The sequence below is a fragment of the Candidatus Dormiibacterota bacterium genome (genome assembly GCA_035635555.1).
Classification (GTDB): domain Bacteria; phylum Acidobacteriota; class Polarisedimenticolia; order Gp22-AA2; family Gp22-AA2; genus Gp22-AA3.
On the sequence record DASQAT010000014.1, the window covers coordinates 1 to 22,411 of the forward strand.

The following is a 22,411-nucleotide window of genomic DNA, read 5'->3' on the forward strand; positions in this document are numbered from 1 at the left end:
GCTACTTGTACCACCCGATCGGCCGCTCGTCGAGGTTGATGTAGACGTGCTTGACCTCCAGGTACTCGTCGAGGCCGTGCGGACCGAGCTCGCGCCCGAACCCGGACTGCTTGTAGCCGCCCCACGGGGCCTCCACGGGGGCCGGCTGCATGTGGTTGACCCAGACGATGCCGGCGCGCAGGCTCTTGACGGTCCGGATCGCCTTGAAGATGTCGCGCGTCCACACGGCGGCGGCCAGGCCGTAGGGCGTGTCGTTGGCGATGCGGACGGCGTCCTCCTCCTTGTCGAAGGGGATGACCGCCATGACCGGCCCGAAGATCTCCTCGCGGGCGATCGTCGCCGAGTTGTCCACATCGTAGAAGATCGTCGGCTCGACGAAGAAGCCGCGCTCGGCCCCCTTCGGCAGCCCCTTCGGGCGGCCGCCCCCCAGCGCCAGCTTCGCCTCTTTCCTGCCGGCCTCGACGTACGACAGCACCTTGTCGTACTGGTCCTGGCTGACCAGCGGGCCCATCTTCGTGTCGGGGAGCAGACCGGGACCGATCTTGATCTTCTTCGCCTTCTCCACCATGGCGTCGAGAAGCGTCTTGTAGATCGATCTCTGCACCAGGACCCGGCTGCCCGCCGAGCAGACCTCCCCCTGGTTGACGAAGACGCCGAACAGGGCCCCCTCGACGGCCTGCTCGAAGTCGGCGTCGGCGAAGAAGATGTTGGGCGACTTGCCGCCGAGCTCGAGCGACAGGCGCTTCACGGTGGCGGCGGCCTCGCGCATGATCAGCTTGCCGACCTCGCTGCTGCCGGTGAAGGCGATCTTGTCGACGCCCGGGTGCGTGACCATCGGCATGCCGACCGTGCGACCGCCGCCGTTGACGACGTTGATCACACCGCGCGGGACGCCGCATTCCTCGAACCCCCTGGCGAGCTCGATCACGGACAAAGGCGTCTGGCTGGCCGGCTTCAGGACGGACGTGCAGCCGGCCGCGAGCGCCGCCGCCACCTTCTGCACCGCCATCATCAGGGGGTAGTTCCAGGGGACGATCATCCCCGCTACGCCCATCGGCTCCTTCAGCGCGAGGGCCATGGCGTTGTCCGGCACGGTCAGGACGTCGCCGCGGATCTTGGTGGCCAGTCCCCCGTAGTACTCGAAGCAGAATCCGGCGTCCGATACGTCCCCCATGGCCTCGGCCAGCGGCTTGCCGTTGTTGGTGGTCTCGATCTCCGCGAGCCGCTTCTCGTTCCTTCGGACGTACTCGGCCAGGCGGAACAGGACGCGGCCGCGCTCGCGCGCCGATGTCTGGGGCCAGCCGTCGAGATCGAACGCGCGCCGCGCCGCGCCGACCGCACGGTCGACGTCGGCTGGGCCCGAGTCGGGGACGAGCGCGATCACCTCGCGGGTGGCGGGATTGATGACCTCGAGCGTCCGGCCGGAGGCGGCCTTGGTCCACTCGCCGTCGATGAAATTTCCCAGCGATTCCATGACGGGCGAAGCCTAGCGGCTGGCCCCCCCGAGTGTCAACGTCGCCCGCCGCTTGGCGCTGTCCTAACTAGGACACCTTCTTTCTTGTATGACATCCTCGCCATCGGGCACACCCCTCACCACCCTTTCCCTGGCATTAGCCAGCGAAACGCTTGACGGGGGGCGATGATGGGCGTAGATTCCACGCGCCTAACGGGGTCATTACCCCATTCGCCGGGTCAAGCAGTTGAACCGGTGTTCTTTGATATTCAGCGTGCGCCGGGCGGCCATCATGTTGGTGCGGCTGGCCCGAGTTGAACGGGCTACCTTCCCCTACGAGTGGGCTGCTCTATCCAGCTTGAGCTACAGCCGCATAAGCACCCGGCGCACACTGAATTCCTTCATCCCCCTCCCTGATCCTCAAGCGGCAAGGTAGCAAGCCACTTGGTCAAACGATCAACTTCCTTAGTTGTCAGATCCTCAGGTAGGTCGAGATTGATCACCATGCCGCGGCGCAGTTGATAGTTGTGCCGAACGAATCCTGCCTCTGGCCGCACTGTCCTTTCGATAGGAATATCAGAGTCACGACCATTGTTGCGATCATCTTGCGACCGTGGTTCTTGAGATTGTTTATCGGTTGTTGCTTGGGGCGCCCCTAGGGCCGCCACCAATCGATCTTGCAAATCCGCCTGAACATCCACTCGTGACACGCTCCCACGTCGACCAGCATAGAATGTCCCAAGTCCAGCAGTCTCCATCATTGAGCAAAGAACTAGAGCTGCGCCATCGCGCGCAGCATCATTAATCCCAATCTCTCTTTCCCCCCAAATCCCCACTAGGTCTGCAACCGATACTGACTTTGACTTGCGTCGGGCCAATTCCAACAGCGCAATCTTGAACGGTGCGAATCCTAGAATGCCACGCAGAACAGCCAGGGGCCGATCGTTCTCCGTGGCGTATGCGATTCGCAGTCCCATATCAGTGAGCTTCAGGGTTTTCGGATCGGCCATTCCGAGAATGCCAAGCGTTCGCAAGATAAATGGGCGATCGGACTGTCCGACTGCCACGTCCAGAGCGTCAACGGTTTGAGACTGACGAAGCACTTGGATTGCCTTTTCAAACTTTTCCTTCGTCGTCCGGTATGGAAGTTGGTTGGTACGATCTTTCTCTGGGGTGGCGGCCATGGGACTCTCCTTTGTACGTTCCAAGCCTAAGGCGGTGAGTCCGTCTTGTCAATACCCAATCTACTTAAGGCAGATATGACGGATTTCTGCTCCTCGGGCTGGTCATGGGTGGGACAACCTGTGGTATCGTGTCACCGGGCGCTCAGGGAGCGACCCTTCGGCGCATCGCCCTCGATGGGGAATGGCATCCGGCAACCGCAGACGGATGCTTCCGTCGAGAGGAGGTGAGGTTGATGGGTAGGCCGAAGAAGGAAACGCAGGGCTCACGGTTCAGGATCATCTATCGAACCGTGATCACCCTGCGTAACGGCAAGAAGCTCTACGCGAGCAGCTACGGTCTCAAGGCTTGGAGGCTGCGAGTCCGAGTCGCTGCGTAGGGTCGGAAAGCTCCCTGAGCGCCTTCTGCGCCACTCCCGACAGGAACGGACGGGAGAGTCACAGGATGCAATGTAGCACGGATTTTTGAGATATCCAGCAAATCCTTATGCACCAACGATTTGGTGTGTTATTTTCAGTGTTTGTCTTTGCCGCATTGCATCCCGTGACTGTCCTGTCTGATCTTATTTGTAGAAGCGGAACACTTACCCACCCACATCCAGCCAATCTAGGACACCTCACCCATAGTTAGGACAGCACCCGGCGCTTCGGGGCGGCCGCGGGAGGCCGACTACGTCCACGCCGGCGGAGCCGGGTCGCTTTTCGCCGGAGAGCGGGTGTAGGATCCAGCGGCCGCCGAGCACAACCCTGCCCGGGCCCGTTCGAAGGAGGATTTTCCATGGCGAAGAACGTCAAGCCGGTCCCCGATGGTTTCCACACGGTCACGCCGTACCTGATCCAGCGCGACGCCGCTCAGGCGCTCGAGTTCTACAAGAAGGCGTTCGGAGCCGAGACCCGGCTCAGCATGCCCGGGCCCGGCGGCAAGATCATGCACGCCGAGGTGAAGATCGGCGATTCGATCATCTTCCTGGCCGACGAGAATCTTGCGATGGCCCCCGACAACAAGTCGCCGCAGACGGCGGGGTGCGTCACCGGGTCGACCTTTCTGTACGTCCCGAACGTCGACGCCGTCGTCAAGAAGGCGGTGGACGCGGGGGCGAAGGTGACGATGCCCGTCACCGACATGTTCTGGGGGGATCGCTTCGGCAAGGTCGTCGATCCGTTCGGTCATCACTGGGGCGTCGCCACCCACATCGAGGAGGTGCCGCCGCAGGAGATGGACACGCGCCGCAAGGAGTGGGAGAAGCAGATGGCGCAGCAGATGGGACAGAAGAAGTAAGAGAGCGTCGCATGGTCGATTTCGCCCTGACGGAAGAGCAGCAGCAGCTCCGCGCCCTGGCGCGCGAATTCGCCCAGAAGGAGATCGCTCCGAAGGCGGCGCACCACGACCAGACCGGTGAGTTCCCGCGCGAGATCTGCAGGAAGGCGTGGGAGCTCGGTCTCATGAACACGCACGTCCCCGAGGCCTACGGCGGCCCGGGCCTGGGCGTCCTCGACGGCTGCATGATCGCGGAGGAGATCGCCTGGGGCTGCACCGGCATCGGCACCGCCATGGAGGCCAACACGCTGGCCGAGGCGCCGGTCATCGTCGGGGGATCGGACGAGCAGAAGAGGCGCTTCCTCGCGCCGATGACGAAGGAGTTCAGGCTCGCGGCCTACTGCGTCACCGAGCCGCAGGCCGGCTCCGACGTGCAGGGGATCAAGACGGTCGCCCGCAAAGCGGGGGACGACTACGTGCTGAAGGGATCCAAGATGTGGATCACCAACGGCAGCGTCGCCGACTGGTACTTCGTCGTCGCCTACACCGACCCGTCGCAGCGCTACAAGGGGATGAGCGCCTTCGTGGTGCCGCGTGATTCCCCGGGCATCGAAGTCGGGAAGAAGGAGCAGAACCTCGGGCAGCGGGCCTCCGACACGCGCGCCGTCACCTTCAACGACGTCAAGGTGCCGAAGGCCAACCTGATCGGCGAGGAGGGGAAGGGGTTCCTGCTGGCGATGTCGGCATTCGACCACAGCCGGCCGGTCGTGTCGGCGGCCGCCGTCGGCCTCGCCCGCTCGGCGATGGACCACGCCATCCGCTACGCCAAGGAGCGCACCACCTTCGGCGTGCCGATCCACAAGCACCAGGCGCTGGCGTTCATGGTGGCCGAGATGGCGATGAAGATCGAAGCGGCGCGCCTCCTGGTCTGGCAGTCGGCCTGGAAGATCGACCGGGGCGAGCGCAACACCAAGGAGGCCGCCTTCGCCAAGGCGTTCGCCGCCGACACGGCGATGGAGACCGCCCTGAACGCCGTGCAGGTCTTCGGCGGCTATGGTTTCTCGCGCGAGTATCCCGTCGAGAAGCTGATGCGCGACGCCAAGGTGTTCCAGATCTACGAGGGGACCTCGCAGATCCAGAGGCTGATCATCGCCAAGGAGATCTTCGAGCGCTCCTGAGTCGAAGCGGCGCTAGCCCTTCAGCGCCTCGTGCACCTTCCCGACCATCTTCGCGCCGGGGTTGACGAGCGTCTTGTCCCCTTCGTCCTTCCACTTGGAGGGGCAGACCTCGTTGCTCTTCTTCGCCATGTAGAGGTTGGCCTTGAACTTCCGCATCAGCTCGTCGATGTTGCGGCCGAGGTTGTAGAAGTTCACCTCGGAATTGAAGAGCGTCCCTTCGGGATTGATGATGAAGGTGCCGCGCAGGGCCAGCCCGGAGTTCTCGTCGTAGACGCCGAACATCTTTGCGACCTTGCCGGTCGGGTCGGCGCCCATCGGGTAGCGGACGTTCGCCAGCTCCTTCTCGCTCTTCCGCCAGGCCAGATGGACGAACTTGGTGTCCTCGCTGACCGTGACGATGTCGCACCCCATCTTCACGAACCGCTCGTGCTGCTCTGCCAGAGCAGCGAATTCGGTCGCTCAGACGAACGTGAAGTCGGCGGGGTAGAAGAACACGACCGTCCAGCGCTTGCCGGCGATCTGATCCTGCAGACGGAACTTGCCGAAGTCGTCCTTGACGGGGTCGTAGATCTCGAGCTCGAAATCCGGGACCTTCTGCCCAAGCTTCAAAGCCGTGGTGGTTTCCGACACGCTGTCGTTCCTCCCTGAAAGTCACGCAGAGGGCGGATTCTATACCACTTCGGGTGGTCTCAGGCTTCCGGCCAGTACCGCTCCGTGACGATCTTGTCTTCCGTGAAGAAGGCGACCGTCGCCCTCCCCTGCGCCTTGATGTGGGAGAACTGCGACGCCTTCATTCCGCCGAACGGCAGGTAGGCCACGGGGGCCGGGATGCCGACATTCACGCCGATCATTCCGGCGAGCGCCTCGAGCTTGAACTTGCGCGCGTGGTAGCCGTTCTGCGTGTAGATCGAGGCGCCGTTTCCGTACGGATGATCGTTGACGACGCTTATCGCCTCATCGAGGTCGGCCGCCTTCAGGATCACCTGCACCGGACCGAAGATCTCCGTCCTGTGGACGCTCATCCCGGGCCGCACCTCGGTGAAGACCGTAGGCCCGATGTAATGGCCTTCGTCGCGTCCCGCGACCTTGACTCCCCGCCCGTCGAGGGCCAGCTTCGCCCCCTCCTTGATCCCGGTGTCGATCATCGACAGGATGAACTCCTTCGCTTTCGCCGAGATCACCGGTCCCATCACCATCGGCCGGTCGGCGACCTTCGGGTCGAGGGGGTCGGCGACCACGACCTCGCTCGAGGCGCGCACGAAGCGGTCGATCACCCGGCGATAGGTCTCGTCGCCGACGCAGACGATCGCGGACGACGCCATGCAGCGCTGACCCGCGCAGCCGTAGCCCGAGGTGATCATGTTGCGGATCGCCTCGTCCATGCGGGCGTCCGGCATCACGACGAGGTGGTTCTTGGCGCCCCCCATCGCCTGGAAGCGTTTGTTGGTCCTGACGCACGCCTCCGCGATCGCCTGCGCGGTCGCGGTGCGGCCGACCACCGAGACGCCGGCGACGCCGGGGTGGGCGACGATCGCCTCCGCCACCCGCCTGTCTCCATTCACGAGATTGAAGACACCCCGCGGGAAACCGCAACGATCGATGTACTCGGCGAGAATCTGCAGGGTGCAGGGGACCTGCTCGGACGGCTTCACGACGAACGTGTTCCCGGTGGCGACCGCGTAGGGGATGAACCAGAACGGCACCATGGCGGGGAAGTTGAACGGGGCGATCATGGCGAAGACGCCGATCGGCAGGCGCACGACCTCGCCGTCGATGCCGGGGGCGGCGCCGATCAGCTTGTCCCCCTGCTGCAGGATCGGCATGCCGCAGGCGGTCTCGACGTTCTCGAGCGTGCGATCGACCTCGGCCCTCGCATCGGGGAGCGATTTGCCGTTCTCCTCGGTGATCTGGCGGGCGAGGGTCTCGCGATTGTCGCGGATCAGGGCCGCCAGCCTGAAGAGGGGGGCGACACGCTTGTCGACGGGGGTCGTCGACCAGGCCGGGAAGGCGGCCCGGGCGGCCGCGACGGCGGCGTCGAGATCTGCCGCGCTGGACAGAGGGACCCGGGCGATCGTCCCGCCCGTCGACGGGTTCTCCACGTCGAGAAGGTCACGTCCGGCGGGCTCGTTCCATGCGCCGTCGACGTAGTTGCGCAGCTCTCGGATCGGCATGGGCGGCCTCCATTCTAGCGCACGTTGCACGCGTCGGAACAGCGCGGCTAGCCGGCGGCTGGTGCCCCGAGCGGGTCGCCGCCGTGTGTCCTGGAGGCGAGCATGCCGCAGGCGGCGTGGATGTCCGGGCCGCCCGAGTAGCGCCTGATGAAGCCGATGCCGCGTCTCGCGAGAGCGCTGAAGAAGCCGCCGCGCTCGGCGTCCGTGGCCCGCCGGAACAGACCCGTCGGGTCGTTCACGTCGATGACCGACAGCCGCAGCGGCACGCCGCGGAACAGACGGGACAGCTCCTCCGCCTCGTCCTCTCCGGTGTTGATCCCCGACATGAGGACCCACGCGAGGTTGACGCGGTCGCCGCGCGCCTCGGCGTGCCGGCGCATCGCAGAGACGAGGTCGCCCACCGCGTAGCGGCGGCCGACCGGCATGAGTCGCGAGCGCCTGTCGTCGAACGCCGAAGTCAGCGACAGGATCAGCCGGTACACGTGCCCCTCGGCCGTGTAGCGCTCGATCATCGGCAGGATGCCGACGGTCGAGATCGTGATGTTCTGCCCGCGGATACGGCCGCCGCAGGGGTGCTGCAGGATGCGCGCGGCGCGGATGACCTGCTCGTAGTTCTGGAACGGCTCCCCCTGCCCCTGGAAGACGACGCTCGTCACGGGCCGCTCAGGTCCCTCCCGGCGGACGGTCAGCACCTGCTCGACCATCTCCCATGCTTCGAGATTGCGCGTGAAGCCGATCCGGCCTGTCTCGCAGAAGGAGCAGGCGAGCGCGCAGCCGGCCTGGGACGAGACGCACACGCTCCAGCGCGGTTTCTGGAGGGGGATCCGCACGGTCTCGAACGACTCGCCGCCCGAGCGGAACAGGTACTTGACGAAGGGATCGACGGCGCTCCGGCGCCGATCCACGACCTCGAGACGGGTCCTGCGGGCGATCGCCACCAAGGAGCGGGCGATCTCCTTGGAAAGCCCGCGCACGCCGTCCAGTTCGTCGCGGTCCTGAGCCACCAGGCGGGTGACGATCCGGTTGGCGAGCCCAGGGTCGAGAGCGAGGTCCGGTCTCGCCGCCGCTAGACTCTCGGGCGTGTGGTTGCGCAAATGGTCGGAGGCTGAGGGCGGGCCGGGCTCCATGACGCCACAGATCTTAACACCCGCGATGCGCGGAGCCGCCCTGGCGGTGTGTATAATCGGCGCAGACGCCACCCCGATGACCCTCGAACCCGGACGCGCCCGCTGGCTGACTGTCGTGCTGTTGCTGCTCTCCGTCTGCTCCCCCGTCCGGTCCGAGAACGAGGGCGCGGAGAAGAAGGGCACATTCGTCAGGGTGGCCACTCCATCGTCGATTGTCGTCAGGCGGTTCAACCGCGAGTACTTCTTCGATCTTCTTGGGATTCAGGCCGTCATGAGTCTGGAGCCGACGGATTCCCTGGAGAAGGAGGCCGGGCGTTATCTCGCCTCCCTCCTCGAGGGCCAGAGCGTCGTCCTGAAGCAGGAGGAGGGGCGGGAGGGACAGGCCGGCCCGCGCACCTATGCCGGCTACGTCTACCTGGAAGACGGCACGTGTCTCAACGAGCAGATCCTCAGTCTCGGCTATGGAACCGTCGATGCCCACGCGCCCTTCTCTCGGCTCGAAGCGTTTCGATCGCTGGAGGAAGAGGCCAGGACGCAGAAGCGCGGCCTCTGGAAGAACAGGAGGGCCCCGTTCGATCCCCGCGAAGCCACGACCTGCACCGACGGCTCGATCGCTTACGCCGGAATCTGCGGGGTGAGCAATCCCGAGATCCTTCCCGACAGCAAGATCGTGCCGGACTACCCCGGTCGCGCCCGAAGGAAGAAGATCGAGGGACGAGTGGTCCTGATGTCGATCGTCTCGAAGGATGGCAGCGTCCGCGTCGTGCAGACCCTCAAGTCCCCCGACGATCAGCTGAGCCAGGCCGCCATCGCCGCAGTCGAGCAGTGGCGCTACAGGCCGGCGCTCAAGGACGGCGAGCCGGTCGACGCTTATTTCACGATCGTGGTCGACTTCCTGCTCGCCCGGGGCGGTCTCTAGACACTCTCAGGCCAGGACCTTGGCGATTCGCTCCAGGGCCCAGTCGGCCTCCTCGCGGGTGATGACGAGGGGGGGCGCGAAGCGGATGACCTGGTCGTGCGTCTCCTTGGCCAGGATCCCGAGACCCATCAGCTTCTCGCAGTAGGGGCGAGCCTTGCCGCGCTCTTCCTTGATCTCGACGCCGATCAGGAGCCCCTTGCCCCGGACCTCCTTCACGTGCGGCGAGTTCAGCGCGCGCAGGCGGGACATGAAGTAGGTCCCCATCTCGTGCGAGCGCTCCGGCAGCCGCTCGGAAACGAGGACGTCGAGCGCCGCCATGCCGACGGCGCAGGCGAGCGGGTTGCCTCCAAATGTAGATCCGTGGTCGCCGGGGCGGTAGAGACCGAGCGTGTCCCGTCCGCCGACGACCCCCGACACCGGCAGCACGCCGCCGCCGAGCGCCTTCCCCACGATGAACAGGTCCGGCTTCACGCCGTCGTGATCGGCGCAGAACATCCGGCCGGTCCGGCCGAAACCGGTCTGGATCTCATCCGCCACCAGGAGCACCTTGTGGCGGCGGCAGATTTCGAGCGCGTCCCTCAGGAAACCGTCCGGCGGGACGAGGATCCCCGCCTCCCCCTGGATCGGCTCGACCAGGAAGGCGACGGTGTGGTGGGTGATCGCCTTCTCGAGCGCCTGCACGTCACCGTACGGGATCATCCGGAAGCCGCCGTCGTACGGGCCGAAGTCGTCTTTGTACTGCGGCTCGGACGACATCCCGACGATGGTCGTGGTGCGGCCATGGAAATTGTTCTCGCAGACGATGATCTCCGCCCTGGGGCGCGCCACCTTCTTGACCATGTAGCCCCACTTGCGGGCGGTCTTGATGGCGGTCTCGACCGCCTCGGCTCCGCTGTTCATCAGGAGCGCCATCTCCATCCCGGCGAGCCGGCAGAGTTTCTCGCAGAACGGCCCGAACAGCTCGTTGTGGAACGCGCGCGACGTGAGGGTGACCTTGTCCGCCTGGTCCTTGAGCGCCTGGACGATGCGCGGGTGCCGGTGCCCCTGGTTGAGCGCGGAGTAGGCCGACAGCATGTCCATGTACCGCTTCCCCTCGGGGTCGTAGACCCAGACGCCCTCGGCGCGTGAAATGACGACCGGAAGCGGGTGGTAGTTGTGGGCGCTCCAGGTCTCGGCCAGGTCGATCAGGGGCTGGGTCTTGTCGCTCGTGGACGCGGCGGTCTTGGACGGTGCGCTCATGAATTCTCCTCGCGGTTGAAGGGGCGATGATACACCAGAGGACGCGCCGGGCCCGCGACCTGCGCCTCTTCGCGAGTTCCGGCCCTGGTGGGAGCGGGAGCCCGGCCGAGCCAACCTTGCAGGCGCTCCAGGTAGACGTAAACGACTGGTGTGGCGTAAAGGGTGATGATCTGCGAGAAGAGCAAGCCGCCCACGACCGCCAAGCCCAGCGGGCGGCGCGACTCGGAGCCGGCGCCGAACCCGGTAGCAATCGGCAGCGTGCCCATCAGCGCCGCCATCGTGGTCATCATGATCGGCCGGAAGCGCACGACGCAGGCCTCGAAGATGGCTTCTTCGGGTGTCTTCGATCCGCTGCGCCGGGTCTCGATCGCGAAATCGATCATCATGATGCCATTCTTCTTGACGAGTCCGACGAGCATGATGATCCCGACGTAGGCGTAGATTGACAAATCCGTGGACGGGACGAAGATCCTGAAGATGTAGAGCGTCACGAGCGCCCCGAGCCCGGCAAACGGCAACGCCGACAGGATGGTGATCGGGTGGATGAAGCTCTCGTACAGGATCCCGAGCACCATGTAGATGACCAGGATCGCCATCACCAGGAGCAGGCCGAGACCGGCCGTCGCCGCCTGGAACGCCTGCGCGGTTCCCTGGAATTTCGTGGTGACGCCCTGCGGCAGCATTCCCTGGGCGACGTCGTTCACCTCCTTCACGGCCTGGCCGAGGGAGACGCCCGGCTTGAGATTGAAGGAGATCGTGACGGCCGGCAGCTGGCCGAGGTGGCTGACGGTCAGGGGCCCGAGCGACTGCTTCAGGCTGGCCACGGCGCTCAGAGGCACGAGCGCCCCCGAGATCGATCGAACGTACAGCATCGAGAGCGCCGCTGGGTCGGCCTGGTACTGCGGCATGAGCTGCATGATGACTTGGTATTCGTTGTTGGGCGCGTAGATCGTCGAGATCTGCCGCGACCCGTACGCATCGTAGAGGGCCGTTTCGATCTGCGATGCGGTGACCCCTAACGTCGCCGCCTTGTCGCGCTGGATGTGGATGTCGATCTCGGGGTTCTTGATTTGAAGGTCACTTGTGACGTCTAGAAAACCGGGGAGCGTCCGCATCTTGCTTTCGAGCAGTGGGGCGACTCGGTAAAGCTCGTCGGTGTTGGCGCCTTGCAGGGCGTATTGGTAGAGGCTCTTGGTGAGACCGCCGCCGATGCGAATCGTCGGCGGGATCTGCAGATAGGCCCGCATCCCCGGCACTTGGGAGAGTTTCGGCCGCATCTGCTGGATCACTTCCTCGGCCGGAGGCCGCTCGCCGCGCGGCTTGAGGCGCATGAAGAGGAGCCCCTGGTTACTGCCGGTGTTCCCTCGGGCCCCCGCGGTCGAGAGGAAAGCCTCGACGGCCGGCTCCTTCTGGACGATCGCGGCCATAGCCTTCTGGTGCTCCACCAGCGAGTCGAAGGAGATTCCCTCGATCGCCTCCGTGAACGCCAGTACCTGGGAGTTGTCCTCGCTCGGGAAGAGTCCCTTGGGGATCAAGTATCCGAAGACACCGGTGAGAGCGAGGACGACGACCAGCCCGGCCAAGTTCACCCACTTGTGCTGCAGCGACCATGCGAGGCTCGACTTGTAGCCGTCGAGGGAGCGGTCGAACGCCCATTCGAACGACTGATAGAACCTTCCGTGGCGCTCCCCCTTCGCGTGGCGCAGGTATCGGCTGCCGAGCATCGGCGTCAGCGTCAACGAAACAAAGCCGGAGACCAGGATCGCGGTGCCGATGGTCACGGCGAATTCGTGAAGCAATCGTCCGACGAGGCCGCCCATAAACAGGATCGGGATGAACACCGCCGCCAGGGACAGCGTCATGGACAGGATGGTGAAGCCGATCTCTTTCGAACCGTTCAGGGCCGCCTGCAGCGGCGGCTCCCCCATCTCCATGTGACGGACGATGTTCTCGAGCATGACGATGGCGTCGTCGACCACGAACCCGACGGACAAGGTGAGGGCCATGAGGGAAAGGTTGTCGAGGTTGTAACCGAGGGAGTACATGACTGCGAACGTCCCGACGATCGAGAAGGGGAGGGCGAGGCTCGGGATCACCGTCGCGGACAGGTTGCGCAGAAAAAGGAAGATGACCAGCACGACGAGGAAAAGAGTCAGGAGCAGCGTGAACTTGACGTCGTTGACCGAGGCCTCGATCGAGACGGACCGGTCGTAAAGGATGTTCAATGAGACCGAAGCCGGCAGATCGCTGCGGAAGGCCGGAAGGAGCGCGCGCACGGCGTGGGCGATCTCGACCGTGTTAGTCCCCGGCTGGCGCTGGACCGCCAGGATGATCGCCCGGTCCATCGACCGCGCGGTGCAGAACCAGGCGGCGGTCTTGTCGTTCTCGACGCTGTCGATGACACGGCCGAGCTCCTGGAGACGGACGGGAGAGCCGTTCCGGTAGGCGACGATGAGAGGCCGGTAGTCCTCGGCCGCGGTGAGCTGACCGCTGGCCTGAACGGTGAACGCCTTGTGCGCGCCGTACAGCGTCCCGGTCGGCAGGTTCACGTTCTGGTTCTGGACCGCCTGCGCGACCTCGTCGATGCCGATGCCGCGCGCCGCGAGGGCGCGCGGGTCGAGCTGGATACGCACGGCGTACTTCTGCGCCCCGAACACCTGGACCTGCGCCACCCCGCTCACTGTCGAGATCCGCTGGGCCATGTTCGTCTCGCCGTACTCGTCGAGCGTGTAGAGCGGGAGCGTCGCCGAGGTGAGCGCGATGTAGAGGATCGGCTGGTCCGCCGGGTTGACCTTCTGGTACGTCGGCGGGCTCGGCATGTCCCTGGGAAGCTGGGAGGCGACCTTGGCGATGGCCGACTGGACATCCTGGGCGGCGGCATCCAGCTGGCGGCTCAGATTGAACGTGAGAGTGATCTGGGACGTGCCCAGGGCGCTCGTCGAGATCATCGAGTCGAGCCCGGCAATGGTTGTGAACTGACGCTCGAGCGGCGTCGCCACGGCCGACGCCATCGTCTCGGGGTTGGCGCCGGGCAGGCTCGCGGTGACGGAGATGGTCGGGAAGTCGACGTTCGGAAGGTCGCTCACCGGGAGCTGCCGGTAGGCCATGATTCCGAACATCAGGATCCCGAGCATGACGAGGGTCGTCATGACGGGGCGCCGGATGAACAACTCCGCGATATTCATCGCCGGGCCTCCGCGGCCGAGGGGGAAGCGGCGGGAGCAACCGTAGCGCCGGCCGTGGCCGATCCCCGTGACTCCGCGTCCTGGATCTTGACGCTGGCCCCGGGAACGAGCCTGAGCTGTCCGTCCGTTACAACCGTCTCGCCCGCCTTCACCCCCTTCTCGACAATCGTCTCGTGCTCGTATACACCGATCTGGACCACGGGACGCGACTCCACGGTCTGATCGGGCTTCACCACGTAGACGTACGGTCCCTGCTGACTCGTCTGGATCGCCTCCGTCGGCACCAGGAGGGCATTCGGCTTCGTCGAGACCTGCAGGCTGGCGCTGACGAACTGACCCGGCCAGAGGAGCCGATTGTGATTGGGGATGGTCGCCTTCAGAAGAACAGTTCCGGTCGTGCTGTCCACGGCGTTGTCGATGAAGCTGAGCGTGCCGGGGGGCGGCTGGGCGGCGCTGTCGGGAGCGGTCACCCTCACCTCGAGCTTCCCGACAGCCCGGCGCGTCTTGATCTCCGGCAAGTCCTGCTGGGGGACCGAGAACGCCACGTAGATCGGGTCGATCTGGTTGATCACCACGAGCGGCGTGTCGGCGTTCGCCTTGACGAGGTTGCCCCGGTTCACCATCAGCTTCCCCGTGCGGCCGTCGATCGGTGAGCGGATGGTGCAGTACTCCAGCTGCACCGTCGCGTTCTCCACCGCGCCGTGGTCGGCCGCCACAGCCGCCTCGAGCGCCTCCGCGTTCGTGCGGATGCGATCATATTCCTCCTGGGTGACATAGTCCTTCTTCACCAGCTCGGCGTAGCGCGTCACGTCCTGCTGCGCGGTCTTCAGCTGAACCAAGTCCTTTTGGAGCTGGGCCGCCGCCGACTTGAGGGCCGCGTCATAGGGACGCGGGTCGATGCGGAACAGCAGGTCCCCCCGGTGCACGTCCTGACCCTCGTGGAAGGCGACCTCGACCAGCTCCCCTCCGATCTGGGCCTTCACGGCGACGGTCGAGTACGCCTCGACGGATCCGATCTCGCTGATCAGGATCGGAACGTCCCTCTGGACCACCTCGCCGACCGTGACCGGCACGGGATCGTGCGCGTCGACGCGGGCCGGCCCCCTGGAGCACGCCGTGAACAGGACGGCCGCAGGGAGGAGGGCCGCGCTCGCGCGCCTCGTCAGTCTCATGGCTGATCTCCCTTCGTCTGTTCGCCGGGCGCCCACAATGTGCCCGTGTCGTGCGCCAGTTGCGCCATCGAAAGGAACCAGTCGGTGCGCGCCTGGGTCTCCTGGGCGCGCGCGCCCGCCAGGGCGGTCTCCGAGGTCAGGACATCGAGGATGCTCCCCACGCCGGCCTTGTAGCGTGCCGAGACGACCTCGAACGACTGTTGCGCGCTCTGCAGGAGATCGCGCGTCGTCTGCACGCGCTGCGTGGCGGTTTTCTGGTTGTAGTAGCTGCTCCAGACCTGGAAGATCGCCTGCTGCTGCAGGCTGTCGAGCCTGGCCCTGGAGGTCTCCGCCTCGGCCTCCGCCTTGAATACGTTGTACTGGTAGGTCAGTCCATTGAAGATCGGCACGGTTAACAGGAACGCAAGGCCATAGGTGTCCTGGTAGTTGTAGTCCGGGGCGTAATAGATCCGCCCGCCGTTCACGCTCGTGGTGAGCGTGGGCCTGTCCTGGGCCCTGGCGTGATCGAGGTGCGCCTGCGCCTTCTGCACGAGGGCGCGGGCCGCGGCCAGGTCCGGTCTGCGGGCCTGTGCCTGCTCGATCAGGCGATCCACCTCGTCGGTCCCCCGCGACAGCGGGACCTCCTGAACCGGGATGTCCACCTCGAAGGGCGTATTGGCGGGCAGTCCGACGGCGGTGGCGAGAACACCGCGGATCACCTGAATCTGCCCCTGCACCGTCTCGAGCTCGAGCTGGGCCTGGGACAACGCCGTCTTTGCCTGCAGGACGTCGGCGATCGTGCTGAGGCCCGCGTCGTGGCGCCTCTCCGCGGCGTCGAGATTGGCCTGGGCCTCCTTCATGGCGACCTGTTGCGCCGACTCGAGCGCCCGCGCGTTCAGGTACTGGTAGTAGGCCTGCTGGACCTGCAGGACGGCATCCTGGATGGCGGCGTTGTGCGTCCAGTCGGCGGCGACCAGGGCCTGCCGGGCCTCCTCGACCGCCGACTTCCTGCCGCCGAAATCGAGAAGCAGGTAGTTCAGGACGACGGACGGATTGGTCGTCGTCGAGTGGAAGGTGAACTGCCCGCCGACGGCGGAGCCTTTCACGCGGCTCGTCGATTCCTGGGCGAAGATCGTCGGATAGTAGGCGCCGCGCTGGCTGCCGAGATCGGCGGCGGCGGCGCGCGCGCCCGCCCAGGCGGCCCGGGTGTCGGGGTTGTTGCGCAGCGCCAGATCGATGAGGTCGTTGAGACCGAATCCCTGCGCGACTTTCTGGAGGTCGGGCGGGATGACCGTCGGAGCGGGGGTCGCGGCGGGGGTCGCCCCGGGCGCCGCGGAAAACGGCGGGCTCCACACCGTCCCCGGGACGGGCGCCGTTCCCGGCGCCGTCCGACCCGCCGACATGTGGTGGACGCAGGCGCCGGCGGTGGCGAGGCAGGCAAGCGCGACGGGAAGATGGAGAGATCGAGTCCTCATGACAGGCACGCGCGGATCCCCGCGGCTGAAAATCGCACGATGTGGTCCACCGCGTCCGCGAGCGAGAAGTCGCGCAGCTCCTTGTCGCGCATCGCTCCGGGCGCGTTCCGCATCTGCACGACGTGCGCCAGCTGGGCGACGACCGAGTGGACGCATCGCCGGGCGGTACGCGAATCGAGACCGCGGCAGGCGGCCTGGAGCGCCTCGGTCAGGGCGCGCCGGACCGGCTCGACCATCTCCCGCTGCAGCGTGCCCGGCCTCAGGTGCGGATCGAGGAGCTCGCGGGAGAACATGCGCATCAGCCGCCGCCCGCCGCTCTGGTCCAGGTGCGGCTCGAGGAACGCGGTCGTGAAGGCGCCGATCGTCAGCTCCAGGCTCGCGCTGCCGCCGGCCTCCTCCATGGCGCGCCTGATGCCCGCGATGCGCTGCTCGCGCAGGGCCACGAGCCGGCGACGGAACATCTCGCGGTACAGGCCCTCCTTGCCGCCGAAATGGTAATTGACGGAGGCGACGTTGCAGCGAGCCTCGGACGTGAGGGCGCGCACCGAGGTGGCGCGGAACCCGCGCTCGGCAAACAGTCTCTCCGCAGCCTCGAGCAGTCGCTCGCGCGTCCTGGCCGGTGAACCGGTCACGGGTCGGGCGAGCGCGCGGGCCGGCACCATCGATCGGCACCCTCCCTTCGAAACAACCGTTTGAAACAGGGATCCCGACTCTAGCATGCCTGCCGCGGCGACGGCAACCGCCCGCGCCGACTCAGGACACGCTCCTACAGAGGGAGCCGGGTCCCCAGCCCCGACGAGACGGCGCGCTCGAGGACGAGGAGGGCCGTCGCCATGTCCTCGAGGGCGATTCCGAGGTTCATGCAGATGAGACGCTCGCGGTCGTGGAGGCGCCCGTCCTTGAGACCGGCGGCGACTTCCCCGAGGTCGGCGTACACCTCCGGGATGCGCTGGAAGAAGACCCCGCCGGCGCGCGTGCCCACGAGCTGCGGCGTGTCGTCGGTCAGGAAGCGGTCCGCCGCGGCCAGCGCCTCGGGCTTCCAGTACGAGTCGTAGTCGAGCGGCACACCGAGCGCGCCATCCGAGAGCCACTCGGGCCGGATGGCGGGGTCCGGTTTCGCCAGGATCGGACCGGCGGTGACGACGACATCGAGGCCTTCGACGGCTTCACGGGGCGTCGCCGCGGGGGCGAGACGCAGCCCCGGATGGGCTCTTCCCATCTCCTCGCAGTAACGCGCCGCCCTCTCCGGGTGGATGTCGTAGGCGCGCACCTCCTTGAGCGAGGGGAGCACCGCCGCCACCGCCTCGAGGTTCGTGCGCGCCTGCACGCCGCAGCCGAGGATTCCGAACGACGCGGCCCCCTTGCGCGCCAGGTGCCTGGCCGCGACGGCCGTCGCAGCACCGGTGCGCATCGCCGTGATCCAGGTGGCGTCCATGATCGCCACGGGCAGACCTGTGGCCGCATCGTTCAGGATCAGGAGCCCCGAGATGTAGGGGAGACCGCGCGCCTGGTTCCCGGGAAAGCCGCCGATCCACTTCACCCCGGCCACGCTCAGGGCGGGGAGGTAGGCCGGCATGGCGTGGATGAAATTGTCGTTGCCCGGCGGTCCCGGATGGATCCCCGGCTTCGGCGGCATCTCCGTCCGTCCGTGGCCCTTCTCGCGGAACACCTCCTCGAGCCGCTCGATGATCGCCCGCATCGGGACGCCGGCCGCCTCGACGTCGGCCCGCGACAGGTACAGGACGCCGGCGGGCCTCATGAACCGCGTCTCTCGGGGGGACCGGGGACGGTGAATCCGACGGGTCGCTCCGGCGCGGGGGCGCCCGCGCCGCCCCCCAGCGCCTCCTTGAGTCCCGCGGCGTGGCCGGGCGGGATATCGAGCGTGCGCACCGGATACGGGACGACGATCCCTTCGCTGCGGTAGCGGCGCTGCAGTCGTTTCACGAACTCGTGCCGGACCACGGCCGTCCCCGGGAAATCGGATGCGCGGAGCGCGACCTGGAACTGGATCGACGAGTCGGCGAACCCCTGGTAGCGCACCGCCGGCTCGGCATCCGGGACGGCTCCCTGCACGGTGCGCTGCACGTCGCGCGCCACTTCGAGCGTCACCCTCTCCACCGCGTCGAGATCGCTGGCGTAGTGCACGCCCACCGTGACCGTGACGGTGATGTCCGGCTGCGGCAGGTCATAGTTGATGATCGTGTTGCCTGCCAGCTTCGAGTTCGGAAGAATCAGCATGTTGTTCTGCGGCATCCGGATCCAGGTGCTGCGCCAGCCGACCCGCGTGACGTACCCCTCTTCGCCCCCCGGAAGCCTGATCATGTGCCCCGGCTCGATCGGCTTGTCGGCGATCATGTAGAGACCGGCGAACAGGTTGGCGAGCGTGTCCTGGAGCGCCAGCGCGACGGCCAGACTGCCGACTCCCAGGGAGGCCAGGATCGGGGTGATGGAGATGCCGATGCTGTCGAGGAAGACGAGGAGCCCGAGACCGATCACGAGGCCGCGCACGCTCCCCTGGATGAGGCCGCGGGCACCGCTCAGGACGGGCGATTCGGAGGCGAGCCGGTCGAGCACGCCGCGCGTGACTCTATCGACGAACAGCACAAGAGCCAGGGAGATCGAGAATGCGAACAGGACATCGAAGCCGCGATCCCATTCCGGCTCGAGCGGCAGGATCCTGTCGAACACCAGCAAGCCGCTTCCGAGGATGGTGATGAGCAGGGGGGTGGACAGAGCCTCGATGAGGATGTCGTCCCAGGTCCACGCGGTCTTCGCGGCCATCCGGCGCAGGGCGCCGAGGACGATCGTCTTGACGACGAGGAACAGGCCGATCCAGAGGACCAGGGCTGCCGGCGCCTGGATCCAGGGAGAAGCCGCCCACTGGAGAGCCGTCAGGTTGTCGAGCGCGGGCATCGCTGCTCCTCAGGCGTAGAGGTGGAACCCCCTGGACTCCTTCTCGAACGCGACGATCTCCCTGCGCCAGGCGCGCTCCAGCCCCCGCAGATCGGCTCCCGATTCGATCGTCTCGCGCACGGCCGGGTCGCCGGTCAGGACATCGATCGGCATCCGGTCGGTCACGTATTCGTACGGCGGCTTCTTCCACTCGAACCGGTCCCTGTGCGCCGCGACGATGTCCTGCAGGAGAGCCAGGGTCGAGAGATAGGGCCGGAAGGTCTCCGGGTCGGTGACGTGGATCTGGAACCCCTGGCAGACCTCCTTCGCCCACTTGTGGAAGGTCGGCTCGAAGGGATGATCGCGCAGGAGCAGGCCGGGAAGACGGCGCGCCTCGAACCGCCGTCGGACCGCCCCGGTGTCGAGCCAGGGGGCGCCGAAGATCTCGAACGGCCGCGTGGTGCCGCGCCCCTCCGACACGTTCGTGCCTTCCAGGAGGACCTGTCCCGGGTAGACGACGGCGGTGTCGAACGTCGGCATGTTGGGGGACGGGAGGACCCAGGTCAGTCCGGTGTCGGGGAAGCGCATTCGCCGGCGCCAGCCGTCCATCGGCACGACCGTCAGCTCGCACAGTCCCGGGCAGCGGTAACCGGCTCCGTCCTTGCGGAGTGCCAGGCGGGTCTGTTTCCCTCGGCCGGCGCCGGCCAGGCGCGCGTTGACCAGCGCCGCCAGCTCGCCGAGGGTCAGGGCGTGGCGCATCGGCACGGGATAGAGACCGACGAAGGAGGTGTAGCCGGGACGGATCAGGTTCCCCTCGACCACATCGCCGCCCAGCGGATTGGGCCGGTCGAGGACGACCACCTCCTTCCCTGCCTTCGCGCAGGCCTCGAGGGCCAACGCCGTGGTCCACTCGAAGGTGTAGACGCGCGTCCCGACGTCCTGTAGATCGACCAGCAGCACGTCGATGTCCTGCAGCATCTCCGGAGTCGGCGAGCGGGTCTCGGAGTAGAGGGAGTGGACCGGGATCCTGAGATCGGCGTCGTCCCCGTGCCCCGACTCGATCATGTTGTCCTGCTTCTCTCCGGCGATGCCGTGCTGCGGACCGAACAGCGCGCGCAGGTGCTTGCGCCCGCACAGGTCGAGGACGATCCGCCGCGACGAGACGAGCTCGGACGTGACCGAGGCGGGGTGCATCAGGAGACCCACACGGCGGTTCCTGAGCCAGCGCGGCCGGGCCCGGGCCAGGACCTCGATCCCGGTCCGGACACGCGGGGCCCGGCGCGGGCGGACGGCTCGGCGCGTCATGAGGCGCGGATTATACCCGCTCGTGACATAATGATCCTCGATGCCGCCCGGCCGGATCGTCCTGAAAAATATTCTCCTGTGCGCGCTCGTCCTGCCGATCCTGGCCCCCTCAGGCGTTCTGGCCCGCGACCAGAAGCTGGTCTCCTGCCGGATGACGTTCAACTTGAAGGGATGGTCCGCGTTCTACAAGACCGCCCAGGGGGACGGCACGATCACCTGCGACGACGGTCAGACGGCCAGGGTCAGGATCAAGGCGAAGGGGGGCGGCATCACGTTCGGCAAATCGGAGATCGTCGGAGGCACGGGACGCTTCACCGGGGCCCGGAGCATCAACGAGCTGTTCGGATCGTACGCCCAGTCGGAGGCGCACGCCGGGGCCGGCAAGTCGGCCGACGCGCAGGCCCTGACCAAGGGAGAGGTCTCGCTCGCCCTGCACGGAACCGGACGCGGGCTGGACATCGGGTTCGCGTTCGGGAAGTTCACCATCGAGAAGGCGAAGTAGTCCCGCGTTGCAATACCCGCCACCACTCGCAGACGCCGGAAAGAACCGGGAACCGGGAGCCACGCCCCTCCGTTGAACGGATGGACACTGACGGTGACCGTGTTCCACAACGCGCAACTTAGGCCCGGAGACCCAGATGCCTTCCACCTCTCGTCGCAAGCGTGCCTTCGTCTTCTCCTCAATCCTGCTGATCCTGGTCGTGGCCGCCTCGGCGACCGGCCTGTTCATCTACCAAAAATCCGCATCCGCATCCGAAGCCCTGGCCCGTAGCGACGCGAAATCGACCGGGGCATCGGGGGACGTCGTCCTGGCCAGCACCAAGGCCACTGGAAAAGCGGCCACTCCCGGGAAGGGGAAGGAAGGGGACGAGAAGGAGAAGGCCCCGGTGCCGGTGAGCGTGGCCGCCATCGCCACGGGGCCGGTCTCGGCCTACATCAGCTCGACCGCCAATCTCGTGGCCGAGGCCGACGTCAAGGTCCTCGCCGAGGCGGAGGGGCGGGTGGCGGAGGTCCTGGTGGAGGAGGGGAACAAGGTCGGCAAGGGGCAGGTCCTGGCCCAGCTGGTCAAGGACGACGCCGAGATCGCCCTCACCAAGGCGCGGGTCCGGCTGGAGAACTCGAAACTGAACTACGACCGGGCGGCGCAGGAGGTCGCGGAGCACCTGATCAGCCAGGAGCAGTTCGACAGGACCCACCTCGAGAACCAGATCGCCCAGCAGGAGCTGGCCGAGGCCCAGTGGCGCCTCGCCAAGACGACCATCCGCGCCCCGTTCGGCGGACGCGTGACCGAGCGGTTCCTGAAGCTCGGGCAGCATATCCGCCCGGGCGACCAGCTGTTCACGGTGGCCGACTTCGATCCTCTGATCGCGAAGATCTTCCTGCCGGAGAAGGACGTCATCGGGCTGAAGGAGGGGCGCGAGGTCCGGATCACAATGAAGGCGAGCGAGCAGACGCGCTTCCACGGCCGCATCCGCCAGATCAGCCCGGTGGTCGACACGGCGACCGGCACCGTCAAGCTCACGGTCGAGGCGACGGCGCCGCCGCCGGAAGTTCGCCCCGGCGCCTTCGTCACCATCGACATCGTGCGCGAGACCCATCCTCAGGCCGTGCTTCTGCCGCGCGAGGCGGTGATCCGCGAGCTGCAGGACGCCTACGTCTTCGTCGCCAGCGCCGGTATCGCGGAGAAGCGCACCGTCTCCCTCGGTCTCGAGGAGGGGGCCCGCATCGAGGCGCTGTCGGGTGTGAAGCCGGGAGAGCAGGTGATCGTCGCCGGGCAGGGCGGGCTGAAGCAGGGCTCGCCGATCAAGGTCATCCCCGCCCCCGAGGCCTCCGATCTCGGCGGTGTCGCCGATCGGCCGGTCCGCGGCTGACGCCGG

General features: G+C 66.5%; 19 protein-coding genes and 1 tRNA gene. 6 read left to right on the plus strand and 14 right to left on the minus strand.

From position 1 onward, the window contains the following. Position 1 precedes the first annotated feature (1 nt). From VEW47_04095 to VEW47_04105, 3 genes are all read right to left on the minus strand, one after another. The gene (locus VEW47_04095) at positions 2 to 1,474 is read right to left on the minus strand and encodes an aldehyde dehydrogenase family protein (GenBank protein ID HYS04354.1); all 1,473 of its coding nucleotides are present in this window, start codon (positions 1,472 to 1,474) and stop codon (positions 2 to 4) included. A gap of 275 nt (positions 1,475 to 1,749) precedes the next feature. Next, a tRNA-OTHER gene (locus tag VEW47_04100) sits at positions 1,750 to 1,826 on the minus strand. A gap of 28 nt (positions 1,827 to 1,854) precedes the next feature. Further along, positions 1,855 to 2,637 (minus strand): hypothetical protein, encoded by a 783-nt coding sequence (locus VEW47_04105; GenBank protein ID HYS04355.1) that lies wholly within the window; start codon positions 2,635 to 2,637, stop codon positions 1,855 to 1,857. Positions 2,638 to 2,870: 233 nt separating this feature from the next. Here VEW47_04105 and VEW47_04110 point away from each other — a divergent pair, with 233 nt between their 5' ends. From VEW47_04110 to VEW47_04120, 3 genes are all read left to right on the plus strand, one after another. After that, positions 2,871 to 3,014, plus strand: coding sequence for a hypothetical protein (locus VEW47_04110; protein HYS04356.1), 144 nt, complete (start codon positions 2,871 to 2,873; stop codon positions 3,012 to 3,014). A 398-nt stretch (positions 3,015 to 3,412) separates the two neighbouring features. Then, positions 3,413 to 3,913: a VOC family protein gene (locus VEW47_04115; protein HYS04357.1), complete on the plus strand. Its 501-nt coding sequence runs from the start codon at positions 3,413 to 3,415 to the stop codon at positions 3,911 to 3,913. Between the two features lie 11 nt (positions 3,914 to 3,924). Then, entirely contained in the window at positions 3,925 to 5,070 is a 1,146-nt protein-coding gene (locus VEW47_04120; GenBank protein HYS04358.1) for an acyl-CoA dehydrogenase family protein, read from the plus strand. Between the two features lie 12 nt (positions 5,071 to 5,082). Here the strand turns inward: VEW47_04120 and VEW47_04125 are convergent, their stop codons facing one another. The 3 genes from VEW47_04125 to VEW47_04135 all read right to left on the minus strand — a co-directional run bounded on the left by VEW47_04125 (position 5,083) and on the right by VEW47_04135 (position 8,368). Then, positions 5,083 to 5,679: a peroxiredoxin gene (locus tag VEW47_04125; protein ID HYS04359.1), complete on the minus strand. Its 597-nt coding sequence runs from the start codon at positions 5,677 to 5,679 to the stop codon at positions 5,083 to 5,085. A gap of 80 nt (positions 5,680 to 5,759) precedes the next feature. Beyond that, positions 5,760 to 7,241: a CoA-acylating methylmalonate-semialdehyde dehydrogenase gene (mmsA, locus tag VEW47_04130; protein ID HYS04360.1), complete on the minus strand. Its 1,482-nt coding sequence runs from the start codon at positions 7,239 to 7,241 to the stop codon at positions 5,760 to 5,762. 47 nt (positions 7,242 to 7,288) lie between these two features. Further along, entirely contained in the window at positions 7,289 to 8,368 is a 1,080-nt protein-coding gene (locus VEW47_04135) for a radical SAM protein (GenBank protein HYS04361.1), read from the minus strand. Positions 8,369 to 8,444: 76 nt separating this feature from the next. Between VEW47_04135 and VEW47_04140 the strand changes: the two genes are divergently transcribed. Continuing rightward, complete coding sequence (locus VEW47_04140) at positions 8,445 to 9,287, plus strand: TonB family protein (GenBank protein ID HYS04362.1); 843 nt, start codon at positions 8,445 to 8,447, stop codon at positions 9,285 to 9,287. A gap of 6 nt (positions 9,288 to 9,293) precedes the next feature. Here the strand turns inward: VEW47_04140 and rocD are convergent, their stop codons facing one another. The 8 genes from rocD to VEW47_04180 all read right to left on the minus strand — a co-directional run bounded on the left by rocD (position 9,294) and on the right by VEW47_04180 (position 20,534). Further along, positions 9,294 to 10,526, minus strand: coding sequence for an ornithine--oxo-acid transaminase (gene rocD, locus VEW47_04145; protein HYS04363.1), 1,233 nt, complete (start codon positions 10,524 to 10,526; stop codon positions 9,294 to 9,296). Next, positions 10,523 to 13,711 carry an efflux RND transporter permease subunit gene (locus VEW47_04150; protein HYS04364.1) on the minus strand — a complete coding sequence of 1,063 codons (3,189 nt, stop codon included), beginning with the start codon at positions 13,709 to 13,711 and terminating at the stop codon, positions 10,523 to 10,525. Before VEW47_04150 ends, rocD begins: the two co-directional genes overlap by 4 nt. Next, positions 13,708 to 14,883, minus strand: coding sequence for an efflux RND transporter periplasmic adaptor subunit (locus tag VEW47_04155; GenBank protein HYS04365.1), 1,176 nt, complete (start codon positions 14,881 to 14,883; stop codon positions 13,708 to 13,710). The genes VEW47_04150 and VEW47_04155 overlap by 4 nt, the downstream gene beginning before the upstream one ends. Continuing rightward, positions 14,880 to 16,337: a TolC family protein gene (locus tag VEW47_04160; GenBank protein ID HYS04366.1), complete on the minus strand. Its 1,458-nt coding sequence runs from the start codon at positions 16,335 to 16,337 to the stop codon at positions 14,880 to 14,882. The genes VEW47_04155 and VEW47_04160 overlap by 4 nt, the downstream gene beginning before the upstream one ends. Then, a complete protein-coding gene (locus tag VEW47_04165) occupies positions 16,334 to 16,999 on the minus strand; it encodes a CerR family C-terminal domain-containing protein (GenBank protein HYS04367.1) in 666 nt (221 codons plus the stop codon). Before VEW47_04165 ends, VEW47_04160 begins: the two co-directional genes overlap by 4 nt. 104 nt (positions 17,000 to 17,103) lie before the next feature. Continuing rightward, on the minus strand, positions 17,104 to 18,096 hold the full coding sequence (locus VEW47_04170) for an ornithine cyclodeaminase family protein (GenBank protein HYS04368.1): 993 nt from the start codon (positions 18,094 to 18,096) through the stop codon (positions 17,104 to 17,106). Continuing rightward, positions 18,093 to 19,250: a mechanosensitive ion channel family protein gene (locus VEW47_04175; protein ID HYS04369.1), complete on the minus strand. Its 1,158-nt coding sequence runs from the start codon at positions 19,248 to 19,250 to the stop codon at positions 18,093 to 18,095. Before VEW47_04175 ends, VEW47_04170 begins: the two co-directional genes overlap by 4 nt. A 9-nt stretch (positions 19,251 to 19,259) precedes the next feature. Then, on the minus strand, positions 19,260 to 20,534 hold the full coding sequence (locus tag VEW47_04180; protein HYS04370.1) for a DUF1343 domain-containing protein: 1,275 nt from the start codon (positions 20,532 to 20,534) through the stop codon (positions 19,260 to 19,262). Positions 20,535 to 20,574: 40 nt separating this feature from the next. Here VEW47_04180 and VEW47_04185 point away from each other — a divergent pair, with 40 nt between their 5' ends. After that, positions 20,575 to 21,036: a hypothetical protein gene (locus VEW47_04185; GenBank protein ID HYS04371.1), complete on the plus strand. Its 462-nt coding sequence runs from the start codon at positions 20,575 to 20,577 to the stop codon at positions 21,034 to 21,036. 136 nt (positions 21,037 to 21,172) lie between these two features. After that, entirely contained in the window at positions 21,173 to 22,405 is a 1,233-nt protein-coding gene (locus VEW47_04190) for an efflux RND transporter periplasmic adaptor subunit (GenBank protein ID HYS04372.1), read from the plus strand. The last annotated feature ends 6 nt before the right edge of the window (positions 22,406 to 22,411 follow it).

Coding starts and splice junctions, on each gene's coding strand:
- VEW47_04095 (HYS04354.1), bottom strand. CDS start 1,474: ATGGAATCGCTGGGAAATTTCATCGACGGCGAGTGGACCAAGGCCGCC.
- VEW47_04105 (HYS04355.1), bottom strand. CDS start 2,637: ATGGCCGCCACCCCAGAGAAAGATCGTACCAACCAACTTCCATACCGG.
- VEW47_04110 (HYS04356.1), top strand. CDS start 2,871: ATGGGTAGGCCGAAGAAGGAAACGCAGGGCTCACGGTTCAGGATCATC.
- VEW47_04115 (HYS04357.1), top strand. CDS start 3,413: ATGGCGAAGAACGTCAAGCCGGTCCCCGATGGTTTCCACACGGTCACG.
- VEW47_04120 (HYS04358.1), top strand. CDS start 3,925: ATGGTCGATTTCGCCCTGACGGAAGAGCAGCAGCAGCTCCGCGCCCTG.
- mmsA (HYS04360.1), bottom strand. CDS start 7,241: ATGCCGATCCGAGAGCTGCGCAACTACGTCGACGGCGCATGGAACGAG.
- VEW47_04135 (HYS04361.1), bottom strand. CDS start 8,368: ATGGAGCCCGGCCCGCCCTCAGCCTCCGACCATTTGCGCAACCACACG.
- VEW47_04140 (HYS04362.1), top strand. CDS start 8,445: ATGACCCTCGAACCCGGACGCGCCCGCTGGCTGACTGTCGTGCTGTTG.
- rocD (HYS04363.1), bottom strand. CDS start 10,526: ATGAGCGCACCGTCCAAGACCGCCGCGTCCACGAGCGACAAGACCCAG.
- VEW47_04150 (HYS04364.1), bottom strand. CDS start 13,711: ATGAATATCGCGGAGTTGTTCATCCGGCGCCCCGTCATGACGACCCTC.
- VEW47_04155 (HYS04365.1), bottom strand. CDS start 14,883: ATGAGACTGACGAGGCGCGCGAGCGCGGCCCTCCTCCCTGCGGCCGTC.
- VEW47_04160 (HYS04366.1), bottom strand. CDS start 16,337: ATGAGGACTCGATCTCTCCATCTTCCCGTCGCGCTTGCCTGCCTCGCC.
- VEW47_04165 (HYS04367.1), bottom strand. CDS start 16,999: ATGGTGCCGGCCCGCGCGCTCGCCCGACCCGTGACCGGTTCACCGGCC.
- VEW47_04170 (HYS04368.1), bottom strand. CDS start 18,096: ATGAGGCCCGCCGGCGTCCTGTACCTGTCGCGGGCCGACGTCGAGGCG.
- VEW47_04175 (HYS04369.1), bottom strand. CDS start 19,250: ATGCCCGCGCTCGACAACCTGACGGCTCTCCAGTGGGCGGCTTCTCCC.
- VEW47_04180 (HYS04370.1), bottom strand. CDS start 20,534: ATGACGCGCCGAGCCGTCCGCCCGCGCCGGGCCCCGCGTGTCCGGACC.
- VEW47_04185 (HYS04371.1), top strand. CDS start 20,575: ATGCCGCCCGGCCGGATCGTCCTGAAAAATATTCTCCTGTGCGCGCTC.
- VEW47_04190 (HYS04372.1), top strand. CDS start 21,173: ATGCCTTCCACCTCTCGTCGCAAGCGTGCCTTCGTCTTCTCCTCAATC.